The organism is Nitratireductor aquibiodomus (assembly GCF_900105565.1).
Classification (GTDB): domain Bacteria; phylum Pseudomonadota; class Alphaproteobacteria; order Rhizobiales; family Rhizobiaceae; genus Nitratireductor; species Nitratireductor aquibiodomus.
On sequence record NZ_FNSL01000001.1, the window covers coordinates 3,383,434 to 3,408,300 of the forward strand.

The window sequence follows — 24,867 nt, forward strand, 5'->3', positions numbered from 1 at the left end:
GCAGTCTCGTGGTTGTTCGGCAATCAGGTGTCGGGCGACCGGCGCAGTTTCTTCACCGCGACCGGGATCGCGGCAATCAGCGCCAGCGCAGCAAAGGCGAGGGTGAGCTGCGGCGTTATGAGATCGCCGAGCGTCACCGCGCGCCCGGCTTCGGCTGCGGCAACAAGCACGCTGTCCAGCCCGTGGCCGAGATAGGCGTAGGCGAAGGTGCCTGGCAGAATGCCGAGAAAGGTGGCTGTTGCATAGGTACGCAACGGTACATTGAACAGTGCCGGCGCGATATTGACGACCCAGAACGGGAAAATCGGAGCGAGTCTCAGCACCAGAAGATAGTTGAAGGCATCCTCCTCGAAGCCCTTCGCCATGCGCGAAACCCGTCCGCCGATCTTTTCTGCCAGAACCCCTGAAAGCGCGCCACGTGCCGCCAGAAAGACGGCGGACGCACCGACGGTGGCAGCGACTGCCACGAGCGCACCGCCGAGAAGCCAGCCGAAGAGAAAGCCAGCAAACAGCGTCAATATGGAAGCGGCGGGAAAGGAAAAGGCGACGGCCATGGCGTAGAGAACCGCAAAGCCAAGCGGAGCAAGAAAGGGGTTTTCCGCAACGAAGCCTCGTAAAACACCGCGGCTTTCGGAAAGGAACTCGAGCGACAGATACTGATGCAGTCCGAGCGCATAGCCACCGGCCAGGCCCGCAAGCACAATAAGCAGCGGAAGAAAGCGCTTCAGAGGCGAGCGCCTTGTGTTTTCGAGGCTGCCATTTTCGGTCGTCTGCATCATCGTCATCTTTCGGGTCTCCGCCGCCAGAGGCTCCATATTGTGCGGCAACAGGCCCGTACATGCGTGTTGCGACCCGTCCGCGCAACGAAAGATACGCGGTCTCACCGCCTTTTGAGAGGCGGTCGCATGGATATCACCGATCCGTGAAGCGCAGGGAGAACGAAAAAAGCCCGCTCGAAAGCGGGCTTTTCGGAGGGATCAGGCGTCTGCGTCAGGCTTTTGCCCGCTCCAGCGAGAGTGCGCCGGGGCCAAAGGCGGCGAGTACGAGAAGGCCGCCGGCCATGGAGATGTTCTTCATAAACATGATGCTCTGCATCTGATCGGTAAAGTCGAAATGGGCGATCAGGCCGGAGGCGACGCTGAACAGCGCCAGAAGCAGCGCGGCAATGCGTGTCTGAAAGCCAACGACGATGGCAAGGCCGCCGACGAGCTCGAGCAGGGCGACGATCCAGGCCGTCACGACCGGCAGGGGCAGGCCCATGCTGCCGAAATAGCCGGCGGTACCGCCAATATTGGTGATTTTTCCGAAACCGGAAACGATGAAGATGACCGCGATCAGAATCCGGCCGATGAGAACGAGTGCATTCTGGGACATTGCTGGGTTTCCTGTGAGAAGTGATATTCTTCGATCAGGCATATACGCCAGTGGATTGTGCAGAAAAACTGCCCCATTGGTTACGCTGTGTTGTCAAAACGAGCGACAATGAGCCGATACTCCCGGCCTGAAGTCAATCCATTTCAGGCCGGTGAATTGTGATGGGCGGCGATCAGGCCGGTGCGATCATCTTTTCGGGGCGCACAAGCCGCTTGTAATCTTCTTCGGAGACGAGACCGCTCTTGAGCGCTTCCTCACGCAGCGTGGTGCCATTCTTGTGCGCTGCCTTGGCAATGGCCGCCGCATTGTCGTAGCCGATCGCCGGCGCGAGCGCTGTAACCAGCATGAGCGAACGCTGCATCAGGTCCGCGATGCGCGTTTCGTCGGCTTCGATGCCCTTTACGCAATTGTCGGAGAAGGAGCGCATTGCATCGGTGAGGATGCGGATCGACTGCAGCACGGCGTTTGCAACGACCGGCTTGAAAACGTTGAGCTCGAAATGGCCCTGGCTGGCGGCGATGCTGACGGTGGTCTGGTTGCCCATGACCTGTGTGGCGACCATGGTCAGCGCCTCGGCCTGGGTCGGGTTCACCTTGCCCGGCATGATGGAAGAGCCCGGCTCGTTTTCCGGCAGCTTCAGCTCACCCAGGCCCGAGCGCGGGCCGGAGCCCAGGAAGCGGATGTCGTTGGCGATCTTGAAGAGATCGGCGGCGAGCGCGTTCAGCATGCCGTGGAAGGCGTTCAGCGCACCATGGCTCGCCAGCGCCTCGAACTTGTTCTCGGCGGTGCGGAAGGGCAGGCCGGTGATGGCGGCTACTTTTGCCGCGAACGCCTTGTCGAAGCCGATCGGAGCGTTGAGGCCCGTGCCGACGGCCGTGCCGCCCTGTGCCAGCGCATAGACATCGTTCAGGCTCTCCTCGATGCGTCTGGCACCAAGCTGGAGAGCCGCCACATAGCCGGAAAACTCCTGACCGAGGGTGAGCGGGGTGGCATCCTGCGTATGGGTGCGGCCGATCTTGACGATCCCGTCGAATGCCAGGGCTTTCTCTTCGAGCGCTTCGGTCAGATATTGCAGCGCAGGCAGAAGCTCGGCTGCCGCCTCGCGGCCGGCTGCAATATGCATCGCCGTGGGGAAAGTATCGTTCGAGGACTGCCCCATATTGACGTGATCATTGGGGTGGACAGGCTTTTTGGAACCCATCTCGCCGCCCAGGATTTCGATGGCGCGGTTGGAGATCACCTCATTGGTGTTCATGTTCGACTGTGTGCCCGAACCGGTCTGCCAGACGGAGAGCGGAAAGTGATCGTCGAGCTTGCCCGCGACGACTTCCCTGGCCGCCTCGATCATCGCCTCGCCGATCTTCCGGTCGAGCTTGCCGTTTTCGAGGTTCGCCTCGGCGGCAGCCTGCTTGACGATGCCAAGCGCCCGCACGAGGGGGATGGGCATCTTTTCCGTACCGATCTTGAAATTGCCCAGCGACCGTTGTGTTTGCGCGCCCCAGTAACGGTCTGCGGCAACCTCCAGCGGGCCGAATGTATCTGTCTCGGTGCGGGTCTTGGACATGCGATCGTGCTCCATTGTCATTTCGCGCGTCGGGCGGGCGGGTGCGGCTCGACGAGCCCTGCTGCCTCTACCCCAAAAGTGCTGCCGTTTAATGGCGCGGGCGAAGGGATTTGGCAATAGCCCGTGCGGCCCGCGCTACGGGCGCGTCCGCGACTGCCGGCAAACTGTTCATTGCGCTCCTTTCCGGCATTGGATTATCACAGGCGATGTCGCGCGCCGTCAGCCAGACGGCTCTCGTATGCATTGAAGGCTTCTGGGGGGATGTGTTTAGACATATTGCGAATGCGCAGGCGATGCGGACCTCCGGTCCCCCTTTTGCCGCGGCCCTGCTGATCGCGGCAGAGCATCTTGGGTTTCTTGAAGAAACCGGCATTGTCTTTTCTGTCCTGGCTGGGCTGTTCCTGGTCGCCACCGTCTTTTCATCGGTGCATTTTGCCGAGGTCATATCCGTTCGCATCGGGCAGCCTTTCGGCTCGGTTCTGCTGGCAATTGCCGTCACCGTGATCGAGGCCTCGCTGATCATTTCCATGATGCTGTCGCCATCGGAAGGAGATCCGACCGTGGCGCGCGACACGGTGTTTGCCACGGTCATGCTGGTTCTGAACGGCGTGGTCGGACTTTGCCTGCTGGCCGGAGGTCTGCGCCATCGCGAGCAGTCTTTTCAGAGCCATGGCGCTGTGGCGGCATTCAGTGTGCTTGGCACGCTGGCAACGCTCACACTGATCCTGCCCAACTTCACGCTGGCCGTTGAGGGGCCGTACTATTCGATCGTGCAGCTGGTCTTTGTGACGGTTGTATCGCTTCTGCTCTACGGGCTGTTCCTGTTTGTGCAGACCGTGCGTCACCGTGGCGACTTTCTCGACATTGCAGCAGCCGATGCGGCCGTCCATGTGAAACCCGGCGGGGGAGAAACCGCATGGAGCGGCCTGATGCTCGCCGTGTCGCTTCTCATGGTCATCGTTCTGGCGGAAGCACTGGCGCCTGCCATGGAGGAGGGGGTGTCCGTCCTCGGGCTGGCGGAATCCTTTGTCGGACTGATCATCGCGGCTGTGGTCTTGCTGCCGGAGGGCATGACGGCCCTGCGTGCTGCAGCCTCGAACCGTCTCCAGACGAGTATGAATGTGGCAACCGGATCGGCACTTGCCAGTGTCGGCCTGTCGATCCCGACCATCGCCATAGCATCGCTGCTTCTTGGTGAACCGATCACGCTCGGGCTCGATCCGGAACACATCGTGCTTCTGGTTCTCTCGCTCTTCGTTGGCATGCTTACCCTGGCAACGGGACGCACCACGATCATGCAGGGCGCGGTGCATCTGGTCGTGTTTTTCTGCTTTCTTCTGCTGGCCGCGGTGCCATGATCATTCGCTGAACCGCCCATGAAAAAGGGCGCTCCAAAAAGGAGCGCCCTCGATATTCAAGCGATGCGTGGCTGGCTTAGAAGCCCATGCCACCCATACCGCCCATGCCACCCATGTCGGGAGCAGCTGCCGGAGCGTCCTTCTTAGGAAGCTCGGCAACCATGGCCTCGGTGGTGACGAGCAGGCCGGCAACCGAAGCGGCGTCCTGCAGCGCGGTGCGGACAACCTTCATCGGGTCGACGATGCCCATGGCGATCATGTCGCCATACTCACCGGTCTGCGCGTTGTAGCCGAAGGTGACGCCTTCGTTCTCCAGGATCTTGCCTGCAACGATGGAGGATTCTGCACCAGCGTTTGCGGCGATCTGGCGAACCGGAGCCTGAACGGCACGGCGCACGATGTTGATGCCGGCTTCCTGGTCTGGATTGTCACCCTTCGCCTTGATCTGCGTGGAAGCGCGCAGAAGCGCGGTGCCGCCGCCGGGAACGATGCCCTCTTCAACAGCGGCGCGGGTCGCGTTGAGCGCGTCGTCGACGCGGTCCTTGCGCTCCTTCACCTCGACCTCGGTCGAGCCGCCAACGCGGATCACGGCAACACCGCCTGCGAGCTTTGCAAGGCGCTCCTGCAGCTTCTCGCGGTCGTAATCGGAAGAGGTCTCTTCGATCTGCTGCTTGATCTGGGCAACGCGGCCCTCGATCTCGGACTTCTGACCGGCACCGTCGACGATGGTCGTGTTCTCCTTGGAGATCGCGACCTTCTTGGCACGGCCCAGCATGTCGAGCGTGACATTCTCAAGCTTGATGCCGAGGTCTTCGGAGATGACCTGGCCGCCGGTGAGGATCGCGATGTCCTCGAGCATGGCCTTGCGGCGGTCGCCGAAGCCCGGAGCCTTGACGGCAGCGATCTTCAGACCACCGCGCAGCTTGTTGACGACGAGCGTGGCCAGAGCCTCGCCTTCCACGTCCTCGGCGATGATGAGGAGCGGCTTGGACGACTGAACGACCGATTCCAGAACCGGCAGCATGGCTTGCAGGTTGGAGAGCTTCTTCTCGTGGAGCAGGATGTATGCGTCCTCGAGCTCGGCAACCATCTTCTCCGGGTTCGTGACGAAGTACGGGGAGAGGTAACCGCGGTCGAACTGCATGCCCTCGACCACTTCGAGCTCGGTCTCGGCGGTCTTGGCTTCCTCGACGGTGATGACACCCTCGTTGCCGACCTTCTGCATGGCCTCGGCGATCATGTCGCCGATTTCCTTCTCACCATTCGCGGAGATCGTGCCGACCTGGGCAACTTCTGCGGAGGTGTTGATCTTCTTGGTGGAGTTGCCGAGATAGTCGATGACGTCGGCAACGGCCTTGTCGATGCCGCGCTTCAGGTCCATCGGGTTCATGCCAGCGGCAACTGCCTTGGCGCCTTCCTGAACGATCGCCTGAGCGAGGACCGTGGCGGTCGTCGTGCCGTCACCAGCGATGTCGTTGGTCTTGGAAGCGACCTCACGCACCATCTGTGCGCCCATGTTCTCGAACTTGTCCTCAAGCTCGATTTCCTTGGCAACCGTCACGCCGTCCTTGGTGATGCGCGGTGCGCCGAAGGACTTGTCGATGACGACGTTGCGGCCTTTCGGGCCGAGGGTCACCTTCACCGCGTCGGCGAGGATGTTAACGCCGCGCAGCATACGCTCGCGTGCGTCGCGGGAGAATTTTACGTCTTTTGCAGCCATATTTCTCTAGCTCCTGAGCTTCTTCGAGAAACTCTGTTACCGTTTTGATGTGGTGGCGTGGATTAGCCGATGACGCCCATGATGTCGGATTCCTTCATAATCAGGAGATCCTCGCCATTGAGCTTGACTTCGGTGCCCGACCACTTGCCGAAGAGCACGCGGTCGCCAGCCTTGACGTCCAGCGGGACAAGCTTGCCCGCCTCGTCGCGCGCGCCGGAACCGACTGCAACGATTTCGCCTTCCTGCGGCTTCTCCTTGGCGGTGTCGGGAATGATGATGCCACCTGCCGTCTTTTCTTCAGACTCGACCCGGCGGACGACCACGCGGTCATGAAGCGGGCGAAAGTTCGTGTTGGCCATGTTCTCTGAACCCTTGATTCGGATGATGAATTAGGCTTTTCCTCCGTCCGGCGGACGCCGGACCTCTCGTTAGCACTCCCTTGGCAAGAGTGCTAACGCGGCTTTGAGATAGTAAGCCCCAAATTCGGAGTCAAGATTTTCGTGCGCGGAATCTGGTACAAATTTCGCAGCCGCCGACCGGTTTTTCGATCTGGCGCGGAAAACCCTGCCCGGCTCAGGCGGGTCTCTTGAACGCTTCGCGCTTCCTCTCCACCGCTGCCCGGCAGCAGCACCCCTCGATATGATCGTTGACCAGCCCCATGGCCTGCATGAAGGCATAGACGGTGGTGGGGCCAACGAAGGACCATCCACGCTTTTTCAGGTCCTTTGAGATGCGGGTGGATATCTCCGTTGTCGGATTGGCCGTCAGCGTTTTGTAGTCGACGGGATCAGGGCGTTCATGCGGCTGTGGCTCGTGGCGCCAGAAATAGTGGGCAAGAGACCCTTCCTGCTCGCACAGTTCGATCGCGCGCTGCGCATTGTTGATGGTGGAGCGGATCTTGCCGCCGTGACGAACGATGCCGGCATTGCCCAGGAGGCGCTCCACATCCATTTCGGTAAAACGAGCGACGCGCTCGAAGTCGAAACCGTCGAAGGCTTCCCGGAAATTCTCACGCTTGCGCAGGATCGTCAGCCATGAAAGCCCGGACTGAAACCCTTCCAGGCAGATTTTCTCGAACAGCCGGTGATCGTCGGAAACGGGGTGCCCCCATTCATTGTCGTGATAGTCGAGATAGTCCGGCAGGTCGCCCGGCCAGAAGCATCGGGTCTTGCCGTCGGCGCCAAGGATCAGGCCGGTCTTTTCTTCGCTCATGTGTGTGGAATTCCCTGGTTAATGTGAAATCAGCCCGGTTTAGCGATATGTTCACCAGCTTTTTGAACGCGCCGGTAACCATGCCAAATGGTATTTTCAATACATCGCATTTTACGAGTATCGATTCACCATTCGGTTGCAGCTTCGAGTCAGCATACTGACACGGACAGGCGCATAGGGTGCGTTTGCCCTTCGCCGCCACCCGTTTTCGAGCCAATTTTCGAGGACGCGTGGTCTGTTTAATCTGTGACGAATGGTAGAGAGAAGTTTGTCATGAAGTCGATGTTGTTTGCGGCCGGCCTTGCGACCGTGCTGCTATTTTCCTGGGGGGCGCAGGCCCAGGATCGATATGTGGAGCCGCCGCCGGTTCTCGTCAGTCCTGATCTTTCCGCTCCCTGGGTGATGCAGCTACGCAGTTCGCCCGTGCTGGCGCAGCAACGCACCCAGCAGGCTGTGGAGTACCGCACCTACCAGCGTGCCCGCAATGCACGTGAACGCAACAGCGCACGCCGCGATTACCGGCCGCGTCATCAAATGCCGGTCAGTGGCACCCAACCGGCAAAGCCCCCGCAGAGGGTGGCGTTTATACCACGTGCGAGCGAGCCCTTTCCCCTGAATGAACGCTCCTGGCGGATGAGCGATCCCAAATGGCTGCCACAGGTCGTGGAGTACGAGACCGACCAGTCTCCAGGAACCATTGTTGTCGACACCAGGCAGCGTTTCCTCTTCCTGGTGCTGAAGGGTGGCAAGGCGAAACGCTATGGCGTTGGCGTCGGCAAGGAAGGTTTCAACTGGACTGGTACTGAAAAGATATCCAACAAGCGCAAATGGCCGGACTGGCATCCGCCGGCTGAGATGATCGAACGCGAAAAAGCGAAGGGCAGGATCCTGCCGGTGAAAATGGAGGGCGGCCCGGCCAATCCCCTTGGCGCGCGCGCGCTGTATCTCGGGTCGACGCTCTATCGCATTCACGGCACCAACGCGCCCTGGACCATCGGCCGTGCGGTGTCTTCCGGCTGCATCCGCATGCGCAACGAGGATGTGGTCGACCTTTATAACCGCATTCCGGTCGGCACCAATGTGGTGGTGAAGTGACTGGATAAGCGGGGGATGCCCGGCAAGGGGACTGCCGGGTAGATGGAGAAGGGCGATGCTTGGGGGAGCATCGCCCTTTTCTCATTCCGCTGCAGTCAGCGCCGCCTCTCGTTGTTCCCGGCTCACGATTGCGTCGGGCAGAGCTGCCGGCTTCGGCCCGCCATAGGCCCAGTCGAGAAGTTCCACTGTATGCACGACCGGCATTTCCGTGCCCGAACCGATCTGGGTCATGCAGCCGATATTTCCGGTGGCGATGAGCGCCGCACCCGTCGCTTCGATGTTCCGGACCTTGCGGTCGCGCAACCGCGCGGCGATGTCTGGCTGGAGAATGTTGTATGTGCCGGCTGAGCCACAGCACAGATGTCCTTCGCGCGGTTCTCGCACCACGAAGCCCGCCCTGCGCAGGAGCGCGCGGGGTTCGCGGCTGATCTTCTGCCCGTGCTGCATGGAGCACGCGGAGTGATAGGCGACGGTGAGACCGGGTTCGACAATCGGCTCGGGGAGGCTCAGCGTTTCCAGATATTCGGTGATGTCTCTGGCAAGCACCGCCACGCGGGCAGCCTTTTCGGCATAGGCGGGGTCGAGCCGCAGCATGTGCCCGTAATCCTTGACGGTCGTACCGCAGCCGGACGCCGTGATGACGATCGCGTCGAGCCCGCCGGTCTCGATTTCACGTGTCCAGGCATCCACATTGCGCCGCGCGGCGGCCAGAGCATCCTCTTCGCGGCCCATGTGATGCACCAGCGCGCCGCAGCACCCTTCACCTTCCGGGTGCTGCACCACTTCCACGCCGAGCCGCGCAAGCAGCCGGACGGTCGCGGCGTTGATACCAGGATCGAGAACCGATTGCGCGCAGCCTGTCAGAAGCGCGACACGTCCACGCTTTTCCACCGAAAGGCGCTGGCTGTCTTCAGGCTTTCGCGGCAATGTTCGCGGGGCGAGGTCCAGCATGGCTGCGACGGGCTTCATGCCCGGCAGATTTCGGAAGAGCCCCGCGAAGGGCCGGCCGAAGCGGGCTAGCTTCAAGGCGGCGCGAAAACGCGACGGATAGGGCAGGATCTGCGCCAGGACCGACCGCATCAGCCGGTCGAGCACCGGCCTGCGATAGGTTTTTTCGATGTGCGCGCGGGCGTGATCCACCAGGTGCATGTAGTTCACGCCCGAGGGGCAGGTGGTCATGCAGGCAAGGCAGGAAAGGCAGCGATCAATATGGGTGACGATTTCCCTGTCGGCCGGCCTGCCGTTCTCAAGCATGTCCTTGATGAGATAAATGCGCCCGCGCGGGCTGTCGAGCTCGTTGCCGAGCGTGACATAGGTCGGGCAGGTGGCCGTGCAGAAGCCGCAATGCACGCATTTGCGCAGGATCGATTCCGCCTCCGCGACATGCGGATCGGAAAGCTGCTCGGGAGTAAAATTGGTCTGCACGGCGCTTCTTCTATATCAGCCAGCTTTGCGGGTTCTTGATCGGCTCGTTCCGGCCCACGGCCTGCAGGCCGATCACGCAGCGCACCACGACCCAGATCGCAACCGCAATCATCAAAAGAAAACCGATGCCGACGACCATCAAGAGGGCCGAGACGAAACCGAACAGAACACCGATCCAGAATGTGCGAATGGCCCAGGTGTAGTGCGTTTCGAGCCATCCGCTGGCCTTGCCGCGGTTCATATAGGCAATCACGATGCCCACCAGAGCCGAAATACCAATGACGAAGCCGACCAGATAAAGAATATAGATGACCTGAATGTTGGTTGGTCCGGGTTCCAGCCAGCGGTCCGTCTTGCGGGTTTCATCAGGGGTCTGCTGCATGTCACTCATGGGTGCGCCCTCCATTGTTTCAGCGGCAATCTATCATGGCTTCAGGTGAACGCCATGCGTCCCGGATTGAGGATGCCCTTGGGGTCGAACTGCTCCTTCAGGCGGGCGGAGAGGGCGGCAAGGGCCGGCGATTGCGGCTCGAAGACGGGCGTCGCCGCACGCACCGCGAGCGGTGCACGCACCAGCGTGGCGTGCCCGCCACCGAAATGCGCAATCATTTTCCGCAGAATTTCCGCCTCGGGATCGGCCTCCATGCGCATCCAGATCAGGCCGCCCTGCCAGTCGTAATAGACATTGGCACCGGCGGCCCGGCGGTAGGCGTCAACCAGTTCGTGACCGCGCGACGGCGTGACGGAAACACGCCAGACGGGCGCGGGCGTCCCGTCCGCAAAAGGCTGGCAATCGCGGACTTCGCGCCACAGCCGGCGTGAGGCATCTCCTTCCAGCGTGCCGATGGTGCAATACCCACCCAGAAGCCGGGCTAGAAGGTCAATCCGATAGGCAACGGAAGGTCCAAATCCTTCCACCCGCAGCACGGTCTGCCCGCCGCCCGAAAACGCACCGTCAATGAAACGGCCGACCACCCCTTCGGGCAGATGCGCTGCGCCCGAAACCTCGGCACTCGACCCCATGGCGGTCGCCATGGCTTCGGTCGCAACTGCGTCTTCCAGCCCGGCAATGCACAATGTGGTCTCGGTTTCCGCCGCCGGCAGAACCTTCATCGTAATGTCGGTGGCAACGGCGAGCGTGCCCCAGGAGCCGGCAAGCCCCTTGGAAAGGTCGTACCCGGTCACGTTCTTCACAACGCGCCCACCCGACTTGAAACCTTCGCCACGGCCTGAAACTGCGTGAACGCCGAGCACATGGTCGCGCGCGGCCCCTGCCTTCAGCCGGCGTGGGCCCGAGAGATTGGCCGCAAGCAGCCCGCCCAGCGTGCCGCGTCCGGCCTCGCCGCCGAGAAGTGGGCCGTAGTCCATCGGCTCGAAGGCGAGTTCCTGATTGTGCTCGCGCAGCGCAGCCACGATCTCGGCAACCGGTGTGCCGGCTTTCGCTGAAAGCACCAGTTCCTCCGGTTCATAAAGTGTGATGCCGGCCAGTCTCGACAGATCGAGCGTGTGCTCGGTCTGGAGTGGTTGACCGATGCCGCGCTTCGAACCATGGCCGAGAATTTCGAGCGGGGATTCTTCAGAAACCGCCCACTGGATGGTTTCCAGAACCTCTTCGGCGCTGTTGGGAAGGAATTCGGTCACGATGTCTCATTCTCATTAAGGAAGCTGTGCCCGCGCGGGGAGAGCCGGTATCCGACATCCAGGCTTTCGGTAAGGCCAAGTTCTTTCAGTTTGCGTACATCACGCTTGAAGCTGAGCTTCTCCATATCCAGTTTGGCGGCGAGCTCGGCGGCTGCAGTCGCGGGGTTTTCTGCGATCAGGGAGAGGACGTGAAGATGATACCCTTCGTGCCGGGCGGCCCGGTCCCAGCGCCGGAACCGATCCTGAATGGCCTGGCGTTCGTGGGCAGAGATTTTGGACGCGGTGCGCAGTGCAACTCTGCGGTCGGCCTCGATCCCGTTAAGCTCAATGCGGAAAAGCAGGCGTTCCGCGCTGTCGTGCAAGCTGCCCTTCAGTTCGGAAAGCGAGGTGAAGCCGGCACGGCGTGCGCTTTCATCATCTAGCGAGGCTTCATCGAAAGCTTCGACGCGCCCGATCGAGAGTTCGCCGAGAGCCGTGCGCAGGCGGGTTCCAGCTTTCACCGTGGGGCGCTTCCAGCGGCGAAAGGCGAGGGTAACCTCACCTCGCGCGATGCCTTCGAGTATGGCGCGTTTGAACAGCACGCTCAAAACCGCTCCAGTTCCGGGAAGGGCACCTGCCCGCGGTGAATGTGCATCCGGCCAAGCTCGGCGCAGCGGTGCAGTTGGGGAAACACTTTGCCGGGATTGAGCAGATGGTTCGGATCGAAAGCGCATTTGACGCGGATCTGCTGGTTCAGATCGTCCTCGGTGAACATTTCGGGCATCAGGTCGCGTTTCTCCACGCCGACACCGTGCTCCCCGGTCAGAACCCCGCCGACTTCCACACACAGCCGCAGAATGTCGGCACCGAAATCCTCTGCCTTCTCCAACTCGCCCGGCTTGTTTGCATCGTAGAGAATGAGCGGGTGCAGATTGCCGTCGCCCGCATGAAATACATTGGCGACTCGCAGCCCGTATTTTTCAGACAGCGCGCGCATGCCCGCCAGAACCCGCGGCAACTGCTTGCGGGGGATCGTGCCGTCCATGCAGTAATAATCGGGCGAGATGCGGCCCACAGCCGGGAAAGCGGCCTTGCGTCCGGCCCAGAACACGGCGCGTTCCTCATCTGATGTCGAGGCGCGGCTGGTGGTTGCGCCGTTCTCCCTGGAAATCGCTTCCACCCGGTCGATCAGATGGTCGACCTCCGCCTGCGGCCCATCGAGCTCGACGATCAGAAGCGCTTCCACGTCCAGTGGATAGCCCGCATGAACGAAATCCTCCGCAGCCCGGATCGCAGGCCCGTCCATCATTTCCATGCCGCCTGGAATGATGCCCGCACCGATGATCTCGGCCACGCACTGGCCCGCCTGTTCACTTGATGGAAAGCCGATCAGAAGCGCGCGCGCCGTTTCCGGCTTCTGCAAAATGCGAACCGTCACCTCGGTCACGACGCCGAGCAGGCCCTCCGAGCCCGTCATGAGGCCGAGCAGGTCATAGCCCTCGGCATCAAGATGCCTGCCGCCGAGCCGGATGACATCGCCATTCATCAGCACCATCTCGATGCCCAGCACATTGTTGGCGGTGAGGCCGTATTTCAGGCAGTGCACGCCGCCGGAATTCTCTGCCACATTGCCGCCGATGGAACAGGCGATCTGCGAGGAGGGGTCGGGCGCGTAATAAAAGCCCTCCTGTTCAACTGCATGGGTGATCCCCAGATTGGTGACGCCCGGCTGCGCAACCACGGCCCGGTTTGCATAGTCGATGTCGAGAATGCGATTGAAGCGACTCATCACCAGGAGTACCGCATCCTCCAGCGGCAGGGCCCCGCCGGAAAGCGAAGTGCCTGAGCCGCGCGGCACGAGGCGAATGTTGCGCTCATGGCAATATTTCAGGATGCGCGAGACCTGCGCCGTCGTTTCGGGCAAGACGACGACGAGCGGCATTTGGCGGTAGGCGGTCAGCCCGTCGCTCTCGAAAGCGCGCATTTCGTTTTCCGTGTCCACCACGCCTTCACCGGGCACGATGATGCGCATGTCGGCGACGATTTCGGCGCGCTTCTTCAGGGTTGCCGCATTGGCCTGCGGCATTTTCAGGCCGGACATCAAAACTCCCTCACTGGTTCATTCAATTTACCAGTGTGTTGACGGTTCTGTAAATGCTGCGTGGAAAGCGTGCCTGCGTCAATCCGCCCCGGTGCCTATATTGGCATCTTCGCGGGCGTGGTGGCGGCGTATGCGCCGCACCAGAAGCCAGATGCACAAAACGGCCACGGGAACGGAGGCGGCGGTGATCATTTCGCTCGACAGGCCGGGCAGGGCGGGTTTTGCGCCCTTGGCAACATAGCCCACCAGCCCCACCACATAGTAGGAGATGGCGGCAACGGAGAGGCCTTCGACTGTCTGCTGCAGGCGCAATTGCAACTGCGCACGACGGTTCATGGAGGCGAGCAGGTCGCGGTTCTGTCGCTCCACTTCAACATCCACCCAGCTTCTCAGCAGGTTTGCCGCACGCGTCAGCTTGCGCGAAAGATTGGCCTGGCGCTCTTCCACCGAGCGGCAGGTGCGCATGGCGGGTGCCACACGCCGTTGCAGGAAGGCGGCCCAGGTCTCGTAGCCGGCCATCGGTGCTTCGTTCAGCGTTTCCAGCCGCTCCTCGACTATGCCGTGATAGGCGCGGCTAGCGCCAAAGCGGTAGAGGCTGGCGGCGGCATCGGCTTCCAGATCAGCGGCAAGCTCCGTCAGCTCGCTCAAAAGCGCGTGGCTGTCGTGCTTTTCACGCTGGCGCATGCGTGCCGTCAGGGCCGCGAGCTGATCCTCCATGCGCCGCAGGCGCGGCGAAAGCGACTGCGCCAGCGGCAGGCCCAGCATGGCAAGCGTGCGGTAGGTTTCGATGTCGATCAGGCGCTGCGAGAGCGCGCCGATACGGGCCGGCGCCAGATCCTTCTCGAGGATCAGGATGCGGGTCAGCCCGTCGCCATCCTGCCGGAAATCCGTGGCGACGGCGGCGCGTCCGCCCTCCACCACCGAATAGCCGAGGCTTGCCGGATCGAACGCGCCGACCAGCCTTTCCGTCGCGCTCGTCCATTTGCGGATTTCCACCCGCGTGCCCGATATGGCGGTTCCGGGTGGGCTGAAGCCGTTTCCGAACGGGGATTCCTCAAGCGGCTTTCCGGTGCGCGGCGAGATCGGACAATCCCACTGATAGCTCGAAAATTCCGTGTGCCGCTCCCAGCGCAGCGTGCCCTTGCCCCACTTCATCGCGTGGTGGCGCGCATTGGTTTGTGGCGGGGCGACACCAAGGCGGCGCGAAAGATCGGCCAACACTGCCTGATCCACCGCAGAGCCACCCTCGGTCATGAAGGAGAGCTGTATAATGAGGCGCGGCGCTTCAAGCAGCGCGTGCGGCCGCGCATGCACTTCGCCCAGCGCCCCGGCGCGCCCGTCATGGGCGGGAAAGCCCAGGACGCTGCCTGTCACCAGTGTCTCCGTGGATGAAGCCTCGGGCCTGTCGGTGCCGATTACGACAAGCTGTTCCCCGTCTTGTTGGCTCATTGTGCCTTGCCGTCTGTCTCAGGATGGACCTTCTGCAAGTATGCTATTGCCTTTGCGCGGGGCGCAATGCGTGTCTGCCAGCGCCCGTCGACGGCGGAATTGGGCAAATTAATTGACCAGTCGTGTGCGGTCGCGCTAATCTGCGCCAACAAAGCGAGTGGATAGCGAGACGGCGAAGCCGGTGGACGCGGTTTTTTCCAGAATTGAGCATGCCCGCACGGCGGATGGCGTCATCCGGCAGATCGAGACGCTGATTCTCGAGGGCGTGCTGCGCGATGGCGACCGGCTGCCGGGCGAGCGCGAGCTTGCGCGCCAGCTCGATGTATCCCGTCCGATCCTGCGCGACGCACTGAAAACGCTGGAAGAGCGGGGCCTGATCCTCACGCGCCACGGCGGCGGCACCTATGTGGCCGACATTATTGGCCAGGTGTTCACAAAGCCGGTGCGTGAACTGATCGCCACGCATCACAAGGCAACCGCCGATTATCTGGAATACCGCCGCGAGATGGAGGCCGTCGCCGCCGAATTCGCGGCAAAACGCGCGACGCCCGAAGACCTGGTGCTCCTTGCGGCGATCATGAAGCGGATGGACGAAGCCCACGCTGCGGAGGATTTCGAGGCGGAAGCGGCCTGCGACGTGGAGTTTCACAATGCAGTGGGCGAATGCGCGCACAACATTGTGCTCCTGCACACGCTGCGCGCCTGCTACCGGCTCCTCGCCGATGGCGTTTTCCTGAACCGCGCCCGCATCTATGAACTGTCCGATGCGCGCGACACGCTCCTTGCCCAGCATCGCGCGATCCATGCGGCAATCGCCGCCGGCGATCCTGAAGCGGCACGGGCGGCTGCGATTGCGCATATCGATTTCGTCGAAAAGGCCACCTTTCACGCCGAACGCACGGATGACTGGCAGCGCATATCGCGGCTCCGGCTCCAGCAGCGCGGCGGCGAGGCGGCACAAGCATGAGCAAGCGAACCTGAGCCAGCGAAAGAAGAACCATTGAAAGAAGACAAGACCCAACCGAAGCGCGTCGGCCTTTTCGTCACCTGCCTGGTGGACCTGTTCCGGCCCACTGTCGGGTTTGCCGCCGTCAAGCTTCTGGAAGAGGCGGGCTGCATTGTCGAGGTGCCCATGGCGCAGACCTGCTGCGGCCAGCCGGCCTATAATTCCGGCGACCGGGAAGATGCCGCGGCCATCGCGCGCCAGACCATCGAGGCCTTCGAGGAGTTTGATTATGTCGTCGCGCCATCGGGCTCCTGCGCGGGCATGCTCAAAAAGCATTACCCGTCGCTTCTCAAGGGCACGTCCTATGAGGCGAGGGCGGAGGCCTTTTCCGGCCGCGTGCACGAGCTGGTGAGCTTCCTGGTCGATGTGCTGGGCGTCAGGCAAGTGCCGGCCCGTCATGAGGGCAGTGTCACCTATCACGATTCCTGCTCGGGCCTGCGCGAACTCGGTATCCAGCAACAGCCACGCGCGCTCCTGTCTTCGGTTGAGGGGCTGGAGCTCAAGGAAATGCAGAATTCCGATGTCTGCTGCGGCTTCGGCGGCACGTTCTGTGTCAAATATCCCGACATTTCCAACAAGATTGTCGAGGAAAAGACGGCCAGCATCGAGGCTGCCGGGGCGGGTACGCTGCTTGCCGGTGATCTTGGCTGTCTCATGAACATGGCCGGCAAGCTGCATCGGCAGGGCAGCAGGGTTGAGGTTCGCCATGTGGCCGAGGTTCTGGCCGGCATGACAGACAAGCCGGCAATCGGCGGGGGAGGGCGCTGATGGAAATCCAGTCTCCACAGTTCAAGCAGAAGGCGCGCAAGGCGATTGCCGATGAGCAATTGCAGCGCGCCATGGGCAAGGCGAAGATCGGTTTCGTCGGCAAGCGAAAGAAAGCGGTCGATGCACTGCCGGAATTCGAGGATCTTCGCTCTTCCGCCCGCGCGATCAAGGATCACACGCTCGAACATCTCGATCTCTATCTGGAAGCCTATGAGCGCAAGGTGATTGCCTCGGGCGGCCGGGTGCACTGGGCCGAGACGGCGGAAGATGCCCGCCAGGCTGTGCTCGACATCTGCCGCGCCGCTGGCGCGCGCACCGTCACCAAGGGCAAGTCGATGATCACCGAGGAGATCGCGCTCAACGATTTCCTTGAGAAGGAAGGTGTCCGACCGGTCGAGACCGATCTTGGCGAATACATCATCCAGCTCCGCGGCGAACATCCAAGCCACATCATCGGTCCCGCACTTCATCTCAACAAGGAACAGGTGGAAGAGGATTTCCGCCGCGTTCACACCGAGCTTCCGTCCGGGCGCGATCTTTCGCAGCCGGAGTCCTTGCTTGGCGAGGCGCGGCAGATCCTGCGCCCGCAATATTTTCAGGCGGATGTGGGCATTACCGGCGCGAATTTCCTTGTCGCCGAAACCGGCACCTCCATCATTGTCACCAATGAAGGCAATGGCGATCTCACGCAGACGCTGCCGCGCGTCCACATCGTCGTTGCCTCCATCGAAAAGGTCGTGCCGACGCTGGAGGATGCGAGCCAGATCCTGCGCGTTCTGGCCCGCTCGGCCACGGGTCAGGACATGAGCGTCTACACCACGCTCTCCACCGGCCCGCGCCGCCCGGACGATCCCGACGGTCCGGACGAATATCACGTCATCCTGCTCGACAATGGCCGCTCATCCATGCTCGGCACGGAATTTCACGAGATGCTGCGCTGCATCCGCTGCGGCGCGTGCATGAACCATTGTCCCGTCTATCACGCGGTCGGCGGCCATGCCTATGGCTGGGTCTATCCGGGGCCGATGGGCTCGGTGCTCACGCCCTCGTTGGTCGGCGTCGACAAGGCGGGGCATCTGCCCAACGCCTCCACCTTCTGCGGGCGCTGTGAATCCGTCTGTCCCATGCAGATTCCGCTGCCGCGCATGATGCGCAACTGGCGCGAGCGCGAGTTCGAGCGGGGGCTCAACCCAGCGGCGCAGCGCTTCGGCCTCGGTTTCTGGGCGTTCTTCGCCCGCCGACCAGGGCTTTATCGTCTTGCCACCTCCATGGCGATTCCGACCCTCTCAGGTCTCGCCGGGCGTCGCCGCTGGTTCCGTTCGCTGCCCTTTGCCGGTGGCTGGACGCGGCACCGCGATCTTCCAGCGCCCGAGAGCCGCACCTTCATGCAGCAATGGCGCGACCGCGAGACCTTGAAGCAGGGAGGGACATCAGCATGAGCACGCGCGAGGCCATTCTTGGCAAGCTGCGGGCGGCAGCGTCCGTTTCCACCGATGATGCTGCACGGCGCGAAGCCGTCGAAAAGCGCCTTGCAAAGACACCGCGCGGGCTCATTCCGGCCCGCGGGCAGGTGGATGGCGAAGAGCGCGTCGCTCTGTTCTGCCGCATGGCCGAGGCCGTCACGGCCACGGTGGAGCGCGTGAAAAAGTCAGATGATGTGCCGAAGGCCGTGACCCACTATCTGCGCTCCAAGAATCTGGCGCCCTCCGTTCGCATGGGCGATGACAGGCGTCTCAAGCGCATGGATTGGGCGAGCCAGAAATCGCTTGAGGTGAAGCTTGGACGAGCTGACCCCGCGGACGAAGTCGGTGTGAGTCACGCATTTGCCGCCGTCGCGGAAACCGGCACGGTCGCCCTGCCTTCGGGCAAGGACAATCCGACCACGGTCAACTTCGTGCCCGATCACCACATCATTGTCATTGACGCAAAGGACATTGCCGGTGATCTTGAAACGGTGATTTCGCGCCTCAGGCGCAAATATGGCAGAGGTGACATGCCAAGACTGCTGAACCTCATTACCGGTCCATCGCGCTCCGGCGACATCGAGCAGACCATGCTGCTTGGTGCACATGGGCCGCGCGCGCTGCACCTCATCGTCGTCGACGAGTGAAGAATGGCCGCCGGAGTCTCATATGATGAGGCTTCGACGCCCCATGGCCTGCGCCTCTACGCGGTTGGAGACATTCACGGCCGGCACGATCTGCTGGCCGCGATGCATGCGCGGCTCATGGAGGAAATCCTTCATGATCGCCCCGCCGACTGGCGCATCGTCTACCTGGGTGACTATGTCGATCGCGGTGCCAATTCACGCGGCGTGATCGAGTATCTCGCCAATCTGCGCGAGCGCGACCCGCGCGTCATAACGCTTGCCGGAAATCACGATCTGGGCTTTCTCGATTTCCTGTCGAATCCCGACCCGTTCGGCCTGTTCGCGTGCAATGGCGGTTTCGAGACTGCGCTTTCCTACGGTGTCGAGATTGATCTCACATCGCATGAGAGGATGATGCCGGGCCACACGGCGCTCGTTCGCGCAGTGCCGCGGCGCCACAGGGCGTTTCTGGCGACGCTGCCCTATTCAGTCTCGTTCGGGGATTTCTTCTTCTGCCACGCAGGCATCCGGCCGGGCGTCGCCCTGGATGCCCAGTCGGCGGACGATCTCATCTGGATCAGGCGCGAGTTCCACGCATTCGAAGGGCTTCATCCCAAATTGATCGTGCATGGCCACACGCCCGTGCGCGCGGCGGAACTCTGTAAAAACCGCATCAACCTTGATACAGGCGCATGGCACAGTGGCCGGCTGACGGCGCTCAGAATGGAAGGTCGGGAAAAGACCTTGATCGAGGCTGCCTGCTAAGAGCGGATGGCAGCGCCCGAGCTAGGGTCAGGACCTTAGTCGATTGCGGCAGAAATGCCGTAGCCGTCTACGGGATGATGGTCCCCGGTGGCTCCAGCCGAAAGCAGCCTGGCCCCGATCAGCGTGAAAGCAGAAACAGTGATAAGAAACACGACAGTCGCACGCCCGATGGTCATCCGGCCCAAGTCCCCTTGAAGGTCAATAAAACACGGCTCCCCGTGCCGCGCAGGCTGCAATAAACATAAACAGCTTAAGATTGAAACAATTTATATGCCAATACCCACATAGATTATGACAGGCTCCGGAAAACGGGGAAAAGCCCATGCCGCTGCAAAACCGCGTTACTCCATTTGGACGCATTGATACAACTCCCGCGCGCGGGCTTTTCACCGGCAATCGCGGCGTGATCCATGATCCTCAAACGAAAACGCTCCTGCGCCGCCGCTGGACGACAAGGGCCTGGATCATCTGTGTCTGCGACTTCAGGGGGCGCCGCCGTGAGGTGATGGGGAGGAACAGCCCGACAGGCACGGCGGGATGGACGGAGCTCTTTTTTCTCGATGAGGTGACAGCCCTTGCCGCGGGCCACCGCCCCTGTTTCTTCTGCCGGCGCGAGGCGGCGACGCGCTTCCTGGCATGCGCGCGTGCGGCGGAGAACGATCAGATGCTGAAGGCTCCCCGTCTCGACTCAGCTCTTCATGGACAAAGGCTAGCGGTCACGGGCAGAGCACAACCCATCGCTGCAGAGGCGTTGCAGGATCTGCCCGACGGCTCCATGATCGCATTTGGAGAGCGGGCATATGCACTTCGCGGTGGCGCGCTGTATGAGTGGCGTTTTGAGGGCTACCGAAGCGCCCCCTCACCGGACAGACCCCCGCCGGTTGTTCAACTGCTTACGCCAGCCTTGACCGTCTCAGCGCTGCGCGAGGGGTATTCCCCGGTCTGGCACGCAAGCATCGGCTCTTGACGTGGCATCGTCGATCCACCATCAGACCGGCATGCGAGCGAACTATAAACTGCAGCGGCTTTTCATCGATGCCGCCCTCACTTCCGGTGCCGAGGTGGAAACCAGCCGGGAACAGGCTCACTACCTGACGAACGTGCTGCGCATGCGCGAAGGCGGCGAAGTGCTCGTTTTCAACGGGCGGGACGGCGAGTGGCATGCCGAAGTGATCGAGACCGCCCGCAAGGCGGTGCGCCTGCGGATGACCAGCCAGGCCCGCCCCCAGACACCTCATCCCGACCTCCTTTATTGCTTTGCCCCATTGAAAAAAGGCCGCCTCGACTATCTTGTGCAAAAGGCTGTCGAAATGGGCGCAGGGCGTCTTCAGCCCGTGATCACCCAGCACACGCAGGTGGCAAAACCCGGTACCCAGCGGCTCGAGGCAAATGTCATGGAGGCGGCCGAGCAGTGCGGCATATTGGCCGTGCCGGAGGTTCTCGAACCGGTAAAACTCGACCGTCTTCTGGCCGACTGGGAGCCGGACCGCCGCCTGATTTTCTGTGACGAGGATGCCGTAACGAACAATCCAATGCCGGCGCTTTCGGCTGTGCGCGAGAAGAAACTGGCGCTTCTGGTCGGCCCGGAAGGCGGGTTTTCCGAGGCCGAGCGCGCTCAGTTGCGCGCGCTGCCCTTCGTGACACCCATCCCGCTCGGCCCCCGCATCCTGCGGGCCGACACGGCAGCCGTGGCCGCCCTTGCCGTCATTCAGGCGAGCGTGGGTGACTGGGAATAGGTGGAGCGGTAAAGCGCTTGTGAAGAGAGGTTGACGCTCCTGTCAGCACTTTTTACTTGAAGCGGATTGTCAGCATGGTCCATCAGATCGCTGATGGTTTGCCAGGAGAGCAGTTATGGCCCGTGACACCACCGATAACCGGCCGATCGAACGGGTCGAAGAACTTGCCGCCGATCTCGCAATGGGTTGCAAGCCCCGCGAAAAATGGCGCATCGGCACCGAGCACGAGAAGTTCCCTTTTTATGTCGATGGCAACCGGCCCGTTCCCTATGAGGGCGAGCGCGGCATCAAGGCAGTGCTGGAAGGCATGCAGCGGATTCTCGGATGGGACGCCATCAACGATGACGGAAAAATAATCGGCCTCGTCGAGCCGACGGGGCAGGGCGCCATCTCGCTGGAGCCGGGCGGCCAGTTCGAGCTCTCCGGTGCGCCACTGGAAACGCTCCACCAGACCTGCCGCGAGGGCAACGCCCATCTGGCGCAGCTGCGCGAGATCGCCGAACCGCTCGGCATTCGCTTTCTGGGTCTCGGCGGCAGCCCGAAATGGTCGCTTGCCGAAACGCCGCAAATGCCGAAATCGCGCTACAAAATCATGACCGCCTACATGCCGAAGGTCGGCACACAGGGCCTCGACATGATGTACCGCACCTGCACGATCCAGGTGAACCTCGATTTCGAGACGGAAGCCGATATGCGCCGCAAGATGCAGGTTGCCCAGCGCCTGCAGCCGCTCTCCACCGCGCTCTTTGCCAATTCGCCTTTCACGGAGGGACGGCTCAACGGGCTCCAGTCCTGGCGGGGTGATATCTGGCGCGACACGGACAACCAGCGTGCCGGTCTTCTGCCCTTCGTCTTCTCCGAGCGCTTCGGCTTTGCCGATTATGTGGAATGGGCGTTGGATGTTCCCATGTATTTCATCCTCCGCGACGGGCGCTATCATGACTGCACCCACATCACCTTCCGCCAGTTCATGGAAGGCGCTCTGAAGGACGAGGTGACCGACGGCCTGCCGACCATCGGTGACTGGTCGAACCATCTTTCCACACTCTTTCCCGATGTGCGTCTCAAGCGATTTCTTGAAATGCGCGGCGCTGATGGCGGCCCGTGGCGGCGCATCTGTGCGCTGCCGGCTTTCTGGGTGGGGCTGCTCTATGATCAGGCGGCACTCGACGCCGCCCACGACCTCACGGCCGACTGGTCGTTCGAGGAGGTGGATGCCATGCGCAACGCAGTGCCGAAGGAGGGGCTTGCCACGCGGTTCCGCAATCACGAGCTACGCGACATTGCCCGCGAGGTTCTGGCCATTTCGCGCAAGGGGCTCTCCGCCCGCAGGCGTCTCAATCCGGAAGGCTATGATGAGGCAAGCTTCCTGAGCCCGCTGGACGAGATCGTTGCGCGCGGCACCACCAGCGCGGAAGAACTCGCCAATGCCTTCAACACCCGCTGGGACGGTTCCATTGAGCCGGTGTTTCTCGAACAGGCTTATTAGACTTCCATTCAAGGCGGCAAAGACAAAGCCGCTTTGTCGGGTTATCTTCCTGAAACAATGGTCCGATAGGTGCTCGGCACCGATTGATTGAAGGAGAAAACCCATGCTTCCGCTCTTCGAGATGCTTAACAATGCCGGTCAGGGGCAAGGCGTGGATCAACTCGCCAGGCAGTTTGGCATTTCGCAGGCACAGGCGCAGGAGGCCATGGAGGCGCTCCTGCCGGCATTCAGCCAGGGGCTGAAGCGCAACGCGGCCGATCCCTACGGTGCCGGCAATTTTCTCGGTGCGCTCGCCTCCGGCCAGCACGCAAAATATTTCGAGGATGCCGCCAACGCCTTCTCGCCGCAGGGCGTGGCCGAGGGGAATGGCATTCTAGGGCATTTGTTCGGATCCAAGGATGTGAGCCGCGCCGTGGCAAGCCACGCCGCGCAGGCCACCGGGCTCGGTCAGGACATGCTCAAGCAGATGCTTCCCGTGCTCGCTTCCATGCTCATGGGCGGCCTGTTCAAACAGTCCACCGGTCAGATGCAGGGCGCGCAGCCGCGCCAGGCACAGGCTGGCGGCGGTGGCATGCTCGGTGACCTTATGGAGCAGATGATGCGCCAGATGGGCCAGCAGCAGCCGGGCGCTCAGCCGCGGGGTCGGGGCCCCTCTGGTATGAGCCCGTCCGACAACCCGCTCGGCCAGATACTGGAAGGCATGTTTGGTGGTGGTTCCACCAGGCGCGGCGCTCCCTCTGGCGGCCAGGGCAACAACCCTCTGGGGGATATTTTCGACCAGTTCCTGCGTGGCGGGCAGGGTGCCGGGCAACCTGAACCGCAGAGCCGCCGTGCACCGCAGCCCGAGCCGGAAGCCAACCCGAGTGGCCGCCCCCGCAATCCCTATGACGACCTGTTCGGCCAGATGTTCGAGACCGGCCGCAAGACGCGCGATGACTATGAGCGCGGCGTGGAAAACATCTTCGAGCAGTTCCGGCAGGGGATGGAACGCCGCCGATAGGCCTTTGCGCCACAGGGGTTTTCCTGTTGTGCAAGGCGGATCCCGTTCTTTTCCCGACCCGGTGGGCGCGCTAGATTTGCGCGATCTTCAGGGAGACGAACCGAAATGTATTGCCCACCCGCCTTTCGAGAGGAAGAGCTGCCCGCGCTTCATGATCTGATGCGGGCGGCGCGGCTTGCCAATGTGGTGACATCCGGTTCGAATGGCCTCCATGCGAGCCCTCTGCCACTCTTCCTTGACGAGACAGAGGGGCCTTTCGGTACCCTGTATGGGCATCTCGCACGCGCCAACGAGCAGTGGAAGGATACGCCCGTTGGCGATGCGCTGGCCATCTTCATGGGCCCTGACGCGTACGTGACCCCGTCCTGGTATGCCTCCAAGAAGGAGCACGGGAAGGTCGTTCCCACCTGGAACTACAGTGTGGTTCAGGCGCGGGGAGCGATCGAGTTCTTCGATGACGAAACCCGGCTCCGCAGCGTGGTTGAGCGCCTGACGGCCCTGCATGAAGGGGGGCGCCCGGAAATCTGGTCCGTCTCGGATGCACCTGAAAAGTTCATCAGGGGCCAGCTACGCGGCATTGTTGGCCTCCGCCTTCCCATCACGAGCCTCGAAGGCAAGCGCAAGATGAGCCAGAATCGCAGCGCTGCCGACAGGGCGGGTGTTGCTGCCGGGCTGGCTGCGAGCGCGCATCCGGACGAACGGCTTGCGGCAGCGCAGATACCGCAGGACTGATGCCCGCCTCCCGGTCAGGGTGAGACCCCTTGCCGCGATGGCTGCGCATTCGCGCCGTTTTGATTGACTCTGCGCATCCATGCTCCTATAAGCCCGGCCACGCTTGGGCCTTGCGTCCGGCGGCGCGTATTCGTGCCTTCGGTCCAGCCCTGAAAGCAAAGCTCCTGTTCATTGAAACAGAACTAAGAAGGGCCGCACTCCGCGGTATTAAAACAAATGAAGCGTACATATCAGCCTTCCAAGATCGTCCGTAAACGTCGGCACGGTTTCCGTGCGCGCATGGCCACCAAGGGCGGCCGTCGCGTGATCGCAGCCCGCCGCAATCGCGGCCGCAAGCGGCTGTCCGCATAAGGTTTGGAGGCGA

General features: G+C 62.0%; 25 protein-coding genes. 13 read left to right on the forward strand and 12 right to left on the reverse strand.

Going from position 1 to position 24,867, the window contains the following annotated elements; genetic code table 11:
• Positions 1–23: 23 nt before the first annotated feature.
• The 3 genes from BLW55_RS15945 to fumC all read right to left on the reverse strand — a co-directional run bounded on the left by BLW55_RS15945 (position 24) and on the right by fumC (position 2,938).
• Positions 24–785: a TVP38/TMEM64 family protein gene (locus tag BLW55_RS15945; protein WP_090330026.1), complete on the reverse strand. Its 762-nt coding sequence runs from the start codon at positions 783–785 to the stop codon at positions 24–26.
• Between the two features lie 205 nt (positions 786–990).
• Complete coding sequence (locus BLW55_RS15950; protein WP_090329453.1) at positions 991–1,374, reverse strand: DoxX family protein; 384 nt, start codon at positions 1,372–1,374, stop codon at positions 991–993.
• Positions 1,375–1,546: 172 nt separating this feature from the next.
• Positions 1,547–2,938 (reverse strand): class II fumarate hydratase, encoded by a 1,392-nt coding sequence (gene fumC, locus BLW55_RS15955; protein WP_090329454.1) that lies wholly within the window; start codon positions 2,936–2,938, stop codon positions 1,547–1,549.
• Between the two features lie 293 nt (positions 2,939–3,231).
• On the opposite strand from fumC, the gene BLW55_RS15960 reads away from it, so the two are divergent.
• The gene (locus BLW55_RS15960) at positions 3,232–4,296 is read left to right on the forward strand and encodes a calcium:cation antiporter (RefSeq protein WP_090330027.1); all 1,065 of its coding nucleotides are present in this window, start codon (positions 3,232–3,234) and stop codon (positions 4,294–4,296) included.
• Positions 4,297–4,372: 76 nt separating this feature from the next.
• Here BLW55_RS15960 and groL read toward each other — a convergent pair whose 3' ends face one another.
• The 3 genes from groL to BLW55_RS15975 all read right to left on the reverse strand — a co-directional run bounded on the left by groL (position 4,373) and on the right by BLW55_RS15975 (position 7,228).
• Entirely contained in the window at positions 4,373–6,016 is a 1,644-nt protein-coding gene (groL, locus tag BLW55_RS15965; RefSeq protein WP_007009708.1) for a chaperonin GroEL, read from the reverse strand.
• A gap of 62 nt (positions 6,017–6,078) precedes the next feature.
• Complete coding sequence (gene groES / locus BLW55_RS15970) at positions 6,079–6,375, reverse strand: co-chaperone GroES (RefSeq protein WP_007009707.1); 297 nt, start codon at positions 6,373–6,375, stop codon at positions 6,079–6,081.
• A gap of 214 nt (positions 6,376–6,589) precedes the next feature.
• Positions 6,590–7,228, reverse strand: a complete 639-nt coding sequence (locus tag BLW55_RS15975; protein ID WP_090329455.1) for a DNA-3-methyladenine glycosylase I — start codon at positions 7,226–7,228, stop codon at positions 6,590–6,592.
• A gap of 273 nt (positions 7,229–7,501) precedes the next feature.
• Between BLW55_RS15975 and BLW55_RS15980 the strand changes: the two genes are divergently transcribed.
• On the forward strand, positions 7,502–8,323 hold the full coding sequence (locus tag BLW55_RS15980; RefSeq protein WP_007009705.1) for a L,D-transpeptidase: 822 nt from the start codon (positions 7,502–7,504) through the stop codon (positions 8,321–8,323).
• Positions 8,324–8,404: 81 nt separating this feature from the next.
• Here the strand turns inward: BLW55_RS15980 and glcF are convergent, their stop codons facing one another.
• The 6 genes from glcF to BLW55_RS16010 all read right to left on the reverse strand — a co-directional run bounded on the left by glcF (position 8,405) and on the right by BLW55_RS16010 (position 14,918).
• Positions 8,405–9,748 (reverse strand): glycolate oxidase subunit GlcF, encoded by a 1,344-nt coding sequence (glcF, locus tag BLW55_RS15985; RefSeq protein ID WP_090329456.1) that lies wholly within the window; start codon positions 9,746–9,748, stop codon positions 8,405–8,407.
• Positions 9,749–9,758: 10 nt separating this feature from the next.
• Complete coding sequence (locus BLW55_RS15990) at positions 9,759–10,139, reverse strand: DUF4870 family protein (protein WP_007009703.1); 381 nt, start codon at positions 10,137–10,139, stop codon at positions 9,759–9,761.
• A gap of 41 nt (positions 10,140–10,180) precedes the next feature.
• The gene (locus BLW55_RS15995) at positions 10,181–11,389 is read right to left on the reverse strand and encodes an FAD-binding protein (RefSeq protein WP_090329457.1); all 1,209 of its coding nucleotides are present in this window, start codon (positions 11,387–11,389) and stop codon (positions 10,181–10,183) included.
• Positions 11,386–11,970 carry an ASCH domain-containing protein gene (locus BLW55_RS16000; RefSeq protein WP_244509106.1) on the reverse strand — a complete coding sequence of 195 codons (585 nt, stop codon included), beginning with the start codon at positions 11,968–11,970 and terminating at the stop codon, positions 11,386–11,388. Before BLW55_RS16000 ends, BLW55_RS15995 begins: the two co-directional genes overlap by 4 nt.
• Before the next feature lie 2 nt (positions 11,971–11,972).
• On the reverse strand, positions 11,973–13,469 hold the full coding sequence (locus tag BLW55_RS16005) for an FAD-linked oxidase C-terminal domain-containing protein (RefSeq protein WP_090329459.1): 1,497 nt from the start codon (positions 13,467–13,469) through the stop codon (positions 11,973–11,975).
• A 78-nt stretch (positions 13,470–13,547) separates the two neighbouring features.
• Positions 13,548–14,918, reverse strand: coding sequence for a DUF3422 family protein (locus BLW55_RS16010; RefSeq protein WP_090329460.1), 1,371 nt, complete (start codon positions 14,916–14,918; stop codon positions 13,548–13,550).
• 181 nt (positions 14,919–15,099) lie between these two features.
• Between BLW55_RS16010 and BLW55_RS16015 the strand changes: the two genes are divergently transcribed.
• The 11 genes from BLW55_RS16015 (at position 15,100) to rpmH (ending at position 24,854) form a co-directional block, all read left to right on the forward strand.
• Positions 15,100–15,885: an FCD domain-containing protein gene (locus BLW55_RS16015; protein ID WP_090329461.1), complete on the forward strand. Its 786-nt coding sequence runs from the start codon at positions 15,100–15,102 to the stop codon at positions 15,883–15,885.
• Positions 15,886–15,918: 33 nt separating this feature from the next.
• A complete protein-coding gene (locus tag BLW55_RS16020) occupies positions 15,919–16,692 on the forward strand; it encodes a (Fe-S)-binding protein (RefSeq protein WP_090329462.1) in 774 nt (257 codons plus the stop codon).
• Complete coding sequence (locus BLW55_RS16025) at positions 16,692–18,131, forward strand: LutB/LldF family L-lactate oxidation iron-sulfur protein (RefSeq protein ID WP_090329463.1); 1,440 nt, start codon at positions 16,692–16,694, stop codon at positions 18,129–18,131. The genes BLW55_RS16020 and BLW55_RS16025 overlap by 1 nt, the downstream gene beginning before the upstream one ends.
• On the forward strand, positions 18,128–18,802 hold the full coding sequence (locus BLW55_RS16030) for a LutC/YkgG family protein (RefSeq protein ID WP_007009695.1): 675 nt from the start codon (positions 18,128–18,130) through the stop codon (positions 18,800–18,802). The genes BLW55_RS16025 and BLW55_RS16030 overlap by 4 nt, the downstream gene beginning before the upstream one ends.
• A gap of 3 nt (positions 18,803–18,805) precedes the next feature.
• A complete protein-coding gene (locus tag BLW55_RS16035) occupies positions 18,806–19,546 on the forward strand; it encodes a metallophosphoesterase (RefSeq protein WP_007009694.1) in 741 nt (246 codons plus the stop codon).
• A 322-nt stretch (positions 19,547–19,868) separates the two neighbouring features.
• Positions 19,869–20,513 (forward strand): hypothetical protein, encoded by a 645-nt coding sequence (locus tag BLW55_RS16040; protein WP_090329464.1) that lies wholly within the window; start codon positions 19,869–19,871, stop codon positions 20,511–20,513.
• 31 nt (positions 20,514–20,544) lie between these two features.
• On the forward strand, positions 20,545–21,282 hold the full coding sequence (locus tag BLW55_RS16045; RefSeq protein WP_090329465.1) for a 16S rRNA (uracil(1498)-N(3))-methyltransferase: 738 nt from the start codon (positions 20,545–20,547) through the stop codon (positions 21,280–21,282).
• Between the two features lie 115 nt (positions 21,283–21,397).
• Positions 21,398–22,771 carry a glutamate--cysteine ligase gene (locus BLW55_RS16050; protein ID WP_025030022.1) on the forward strand — a complete coding sequence of 458 codons (1,374 nt, stop codon included), beginning with the start codon at positions 21,398–21,400 and terminating at the stop codon, positions 22,769–22,771.
• A 103-nt stretch (positions 22,772–22,874) separates the two neighbouring features.
• Entirely contained in the window at positions 22,875–23,771 is an 897-nt protein-coding gene (locus BLW55_RS16055) for a DUF937 domain-containing protein (RefSeq protein ID WP_007009690.1), read from the forward strand.
• A 105-nt stretch (positions 23,772–23,876) separates the two neighbouring features.
• A complete protein-coding gene (locus BLW55_RS16060) occupies positions 23,877–24,503 on the forward strand; it encodes an FMN-binding negative transcriptional regulator (RefSeq protein WP_007009689.1) in 627 nt (208 codons plus the stop codon).
• Between the two features lie 216 nt (positions 24,504–24,719).
• On the forward strand, positions 24,720–24,854 hold the full coding sequence (rpmH, locus tag BLW55_RS16065; RefSeq protein WP_007009688.1) for a 50S ribosomal protein L34: 135 nt from the start codon (positions 24,720–24,722) through the stop codon (positions 24,852–24,854).
• Positions 24,855–24,867: the final 13 nt, after the last annotated feature.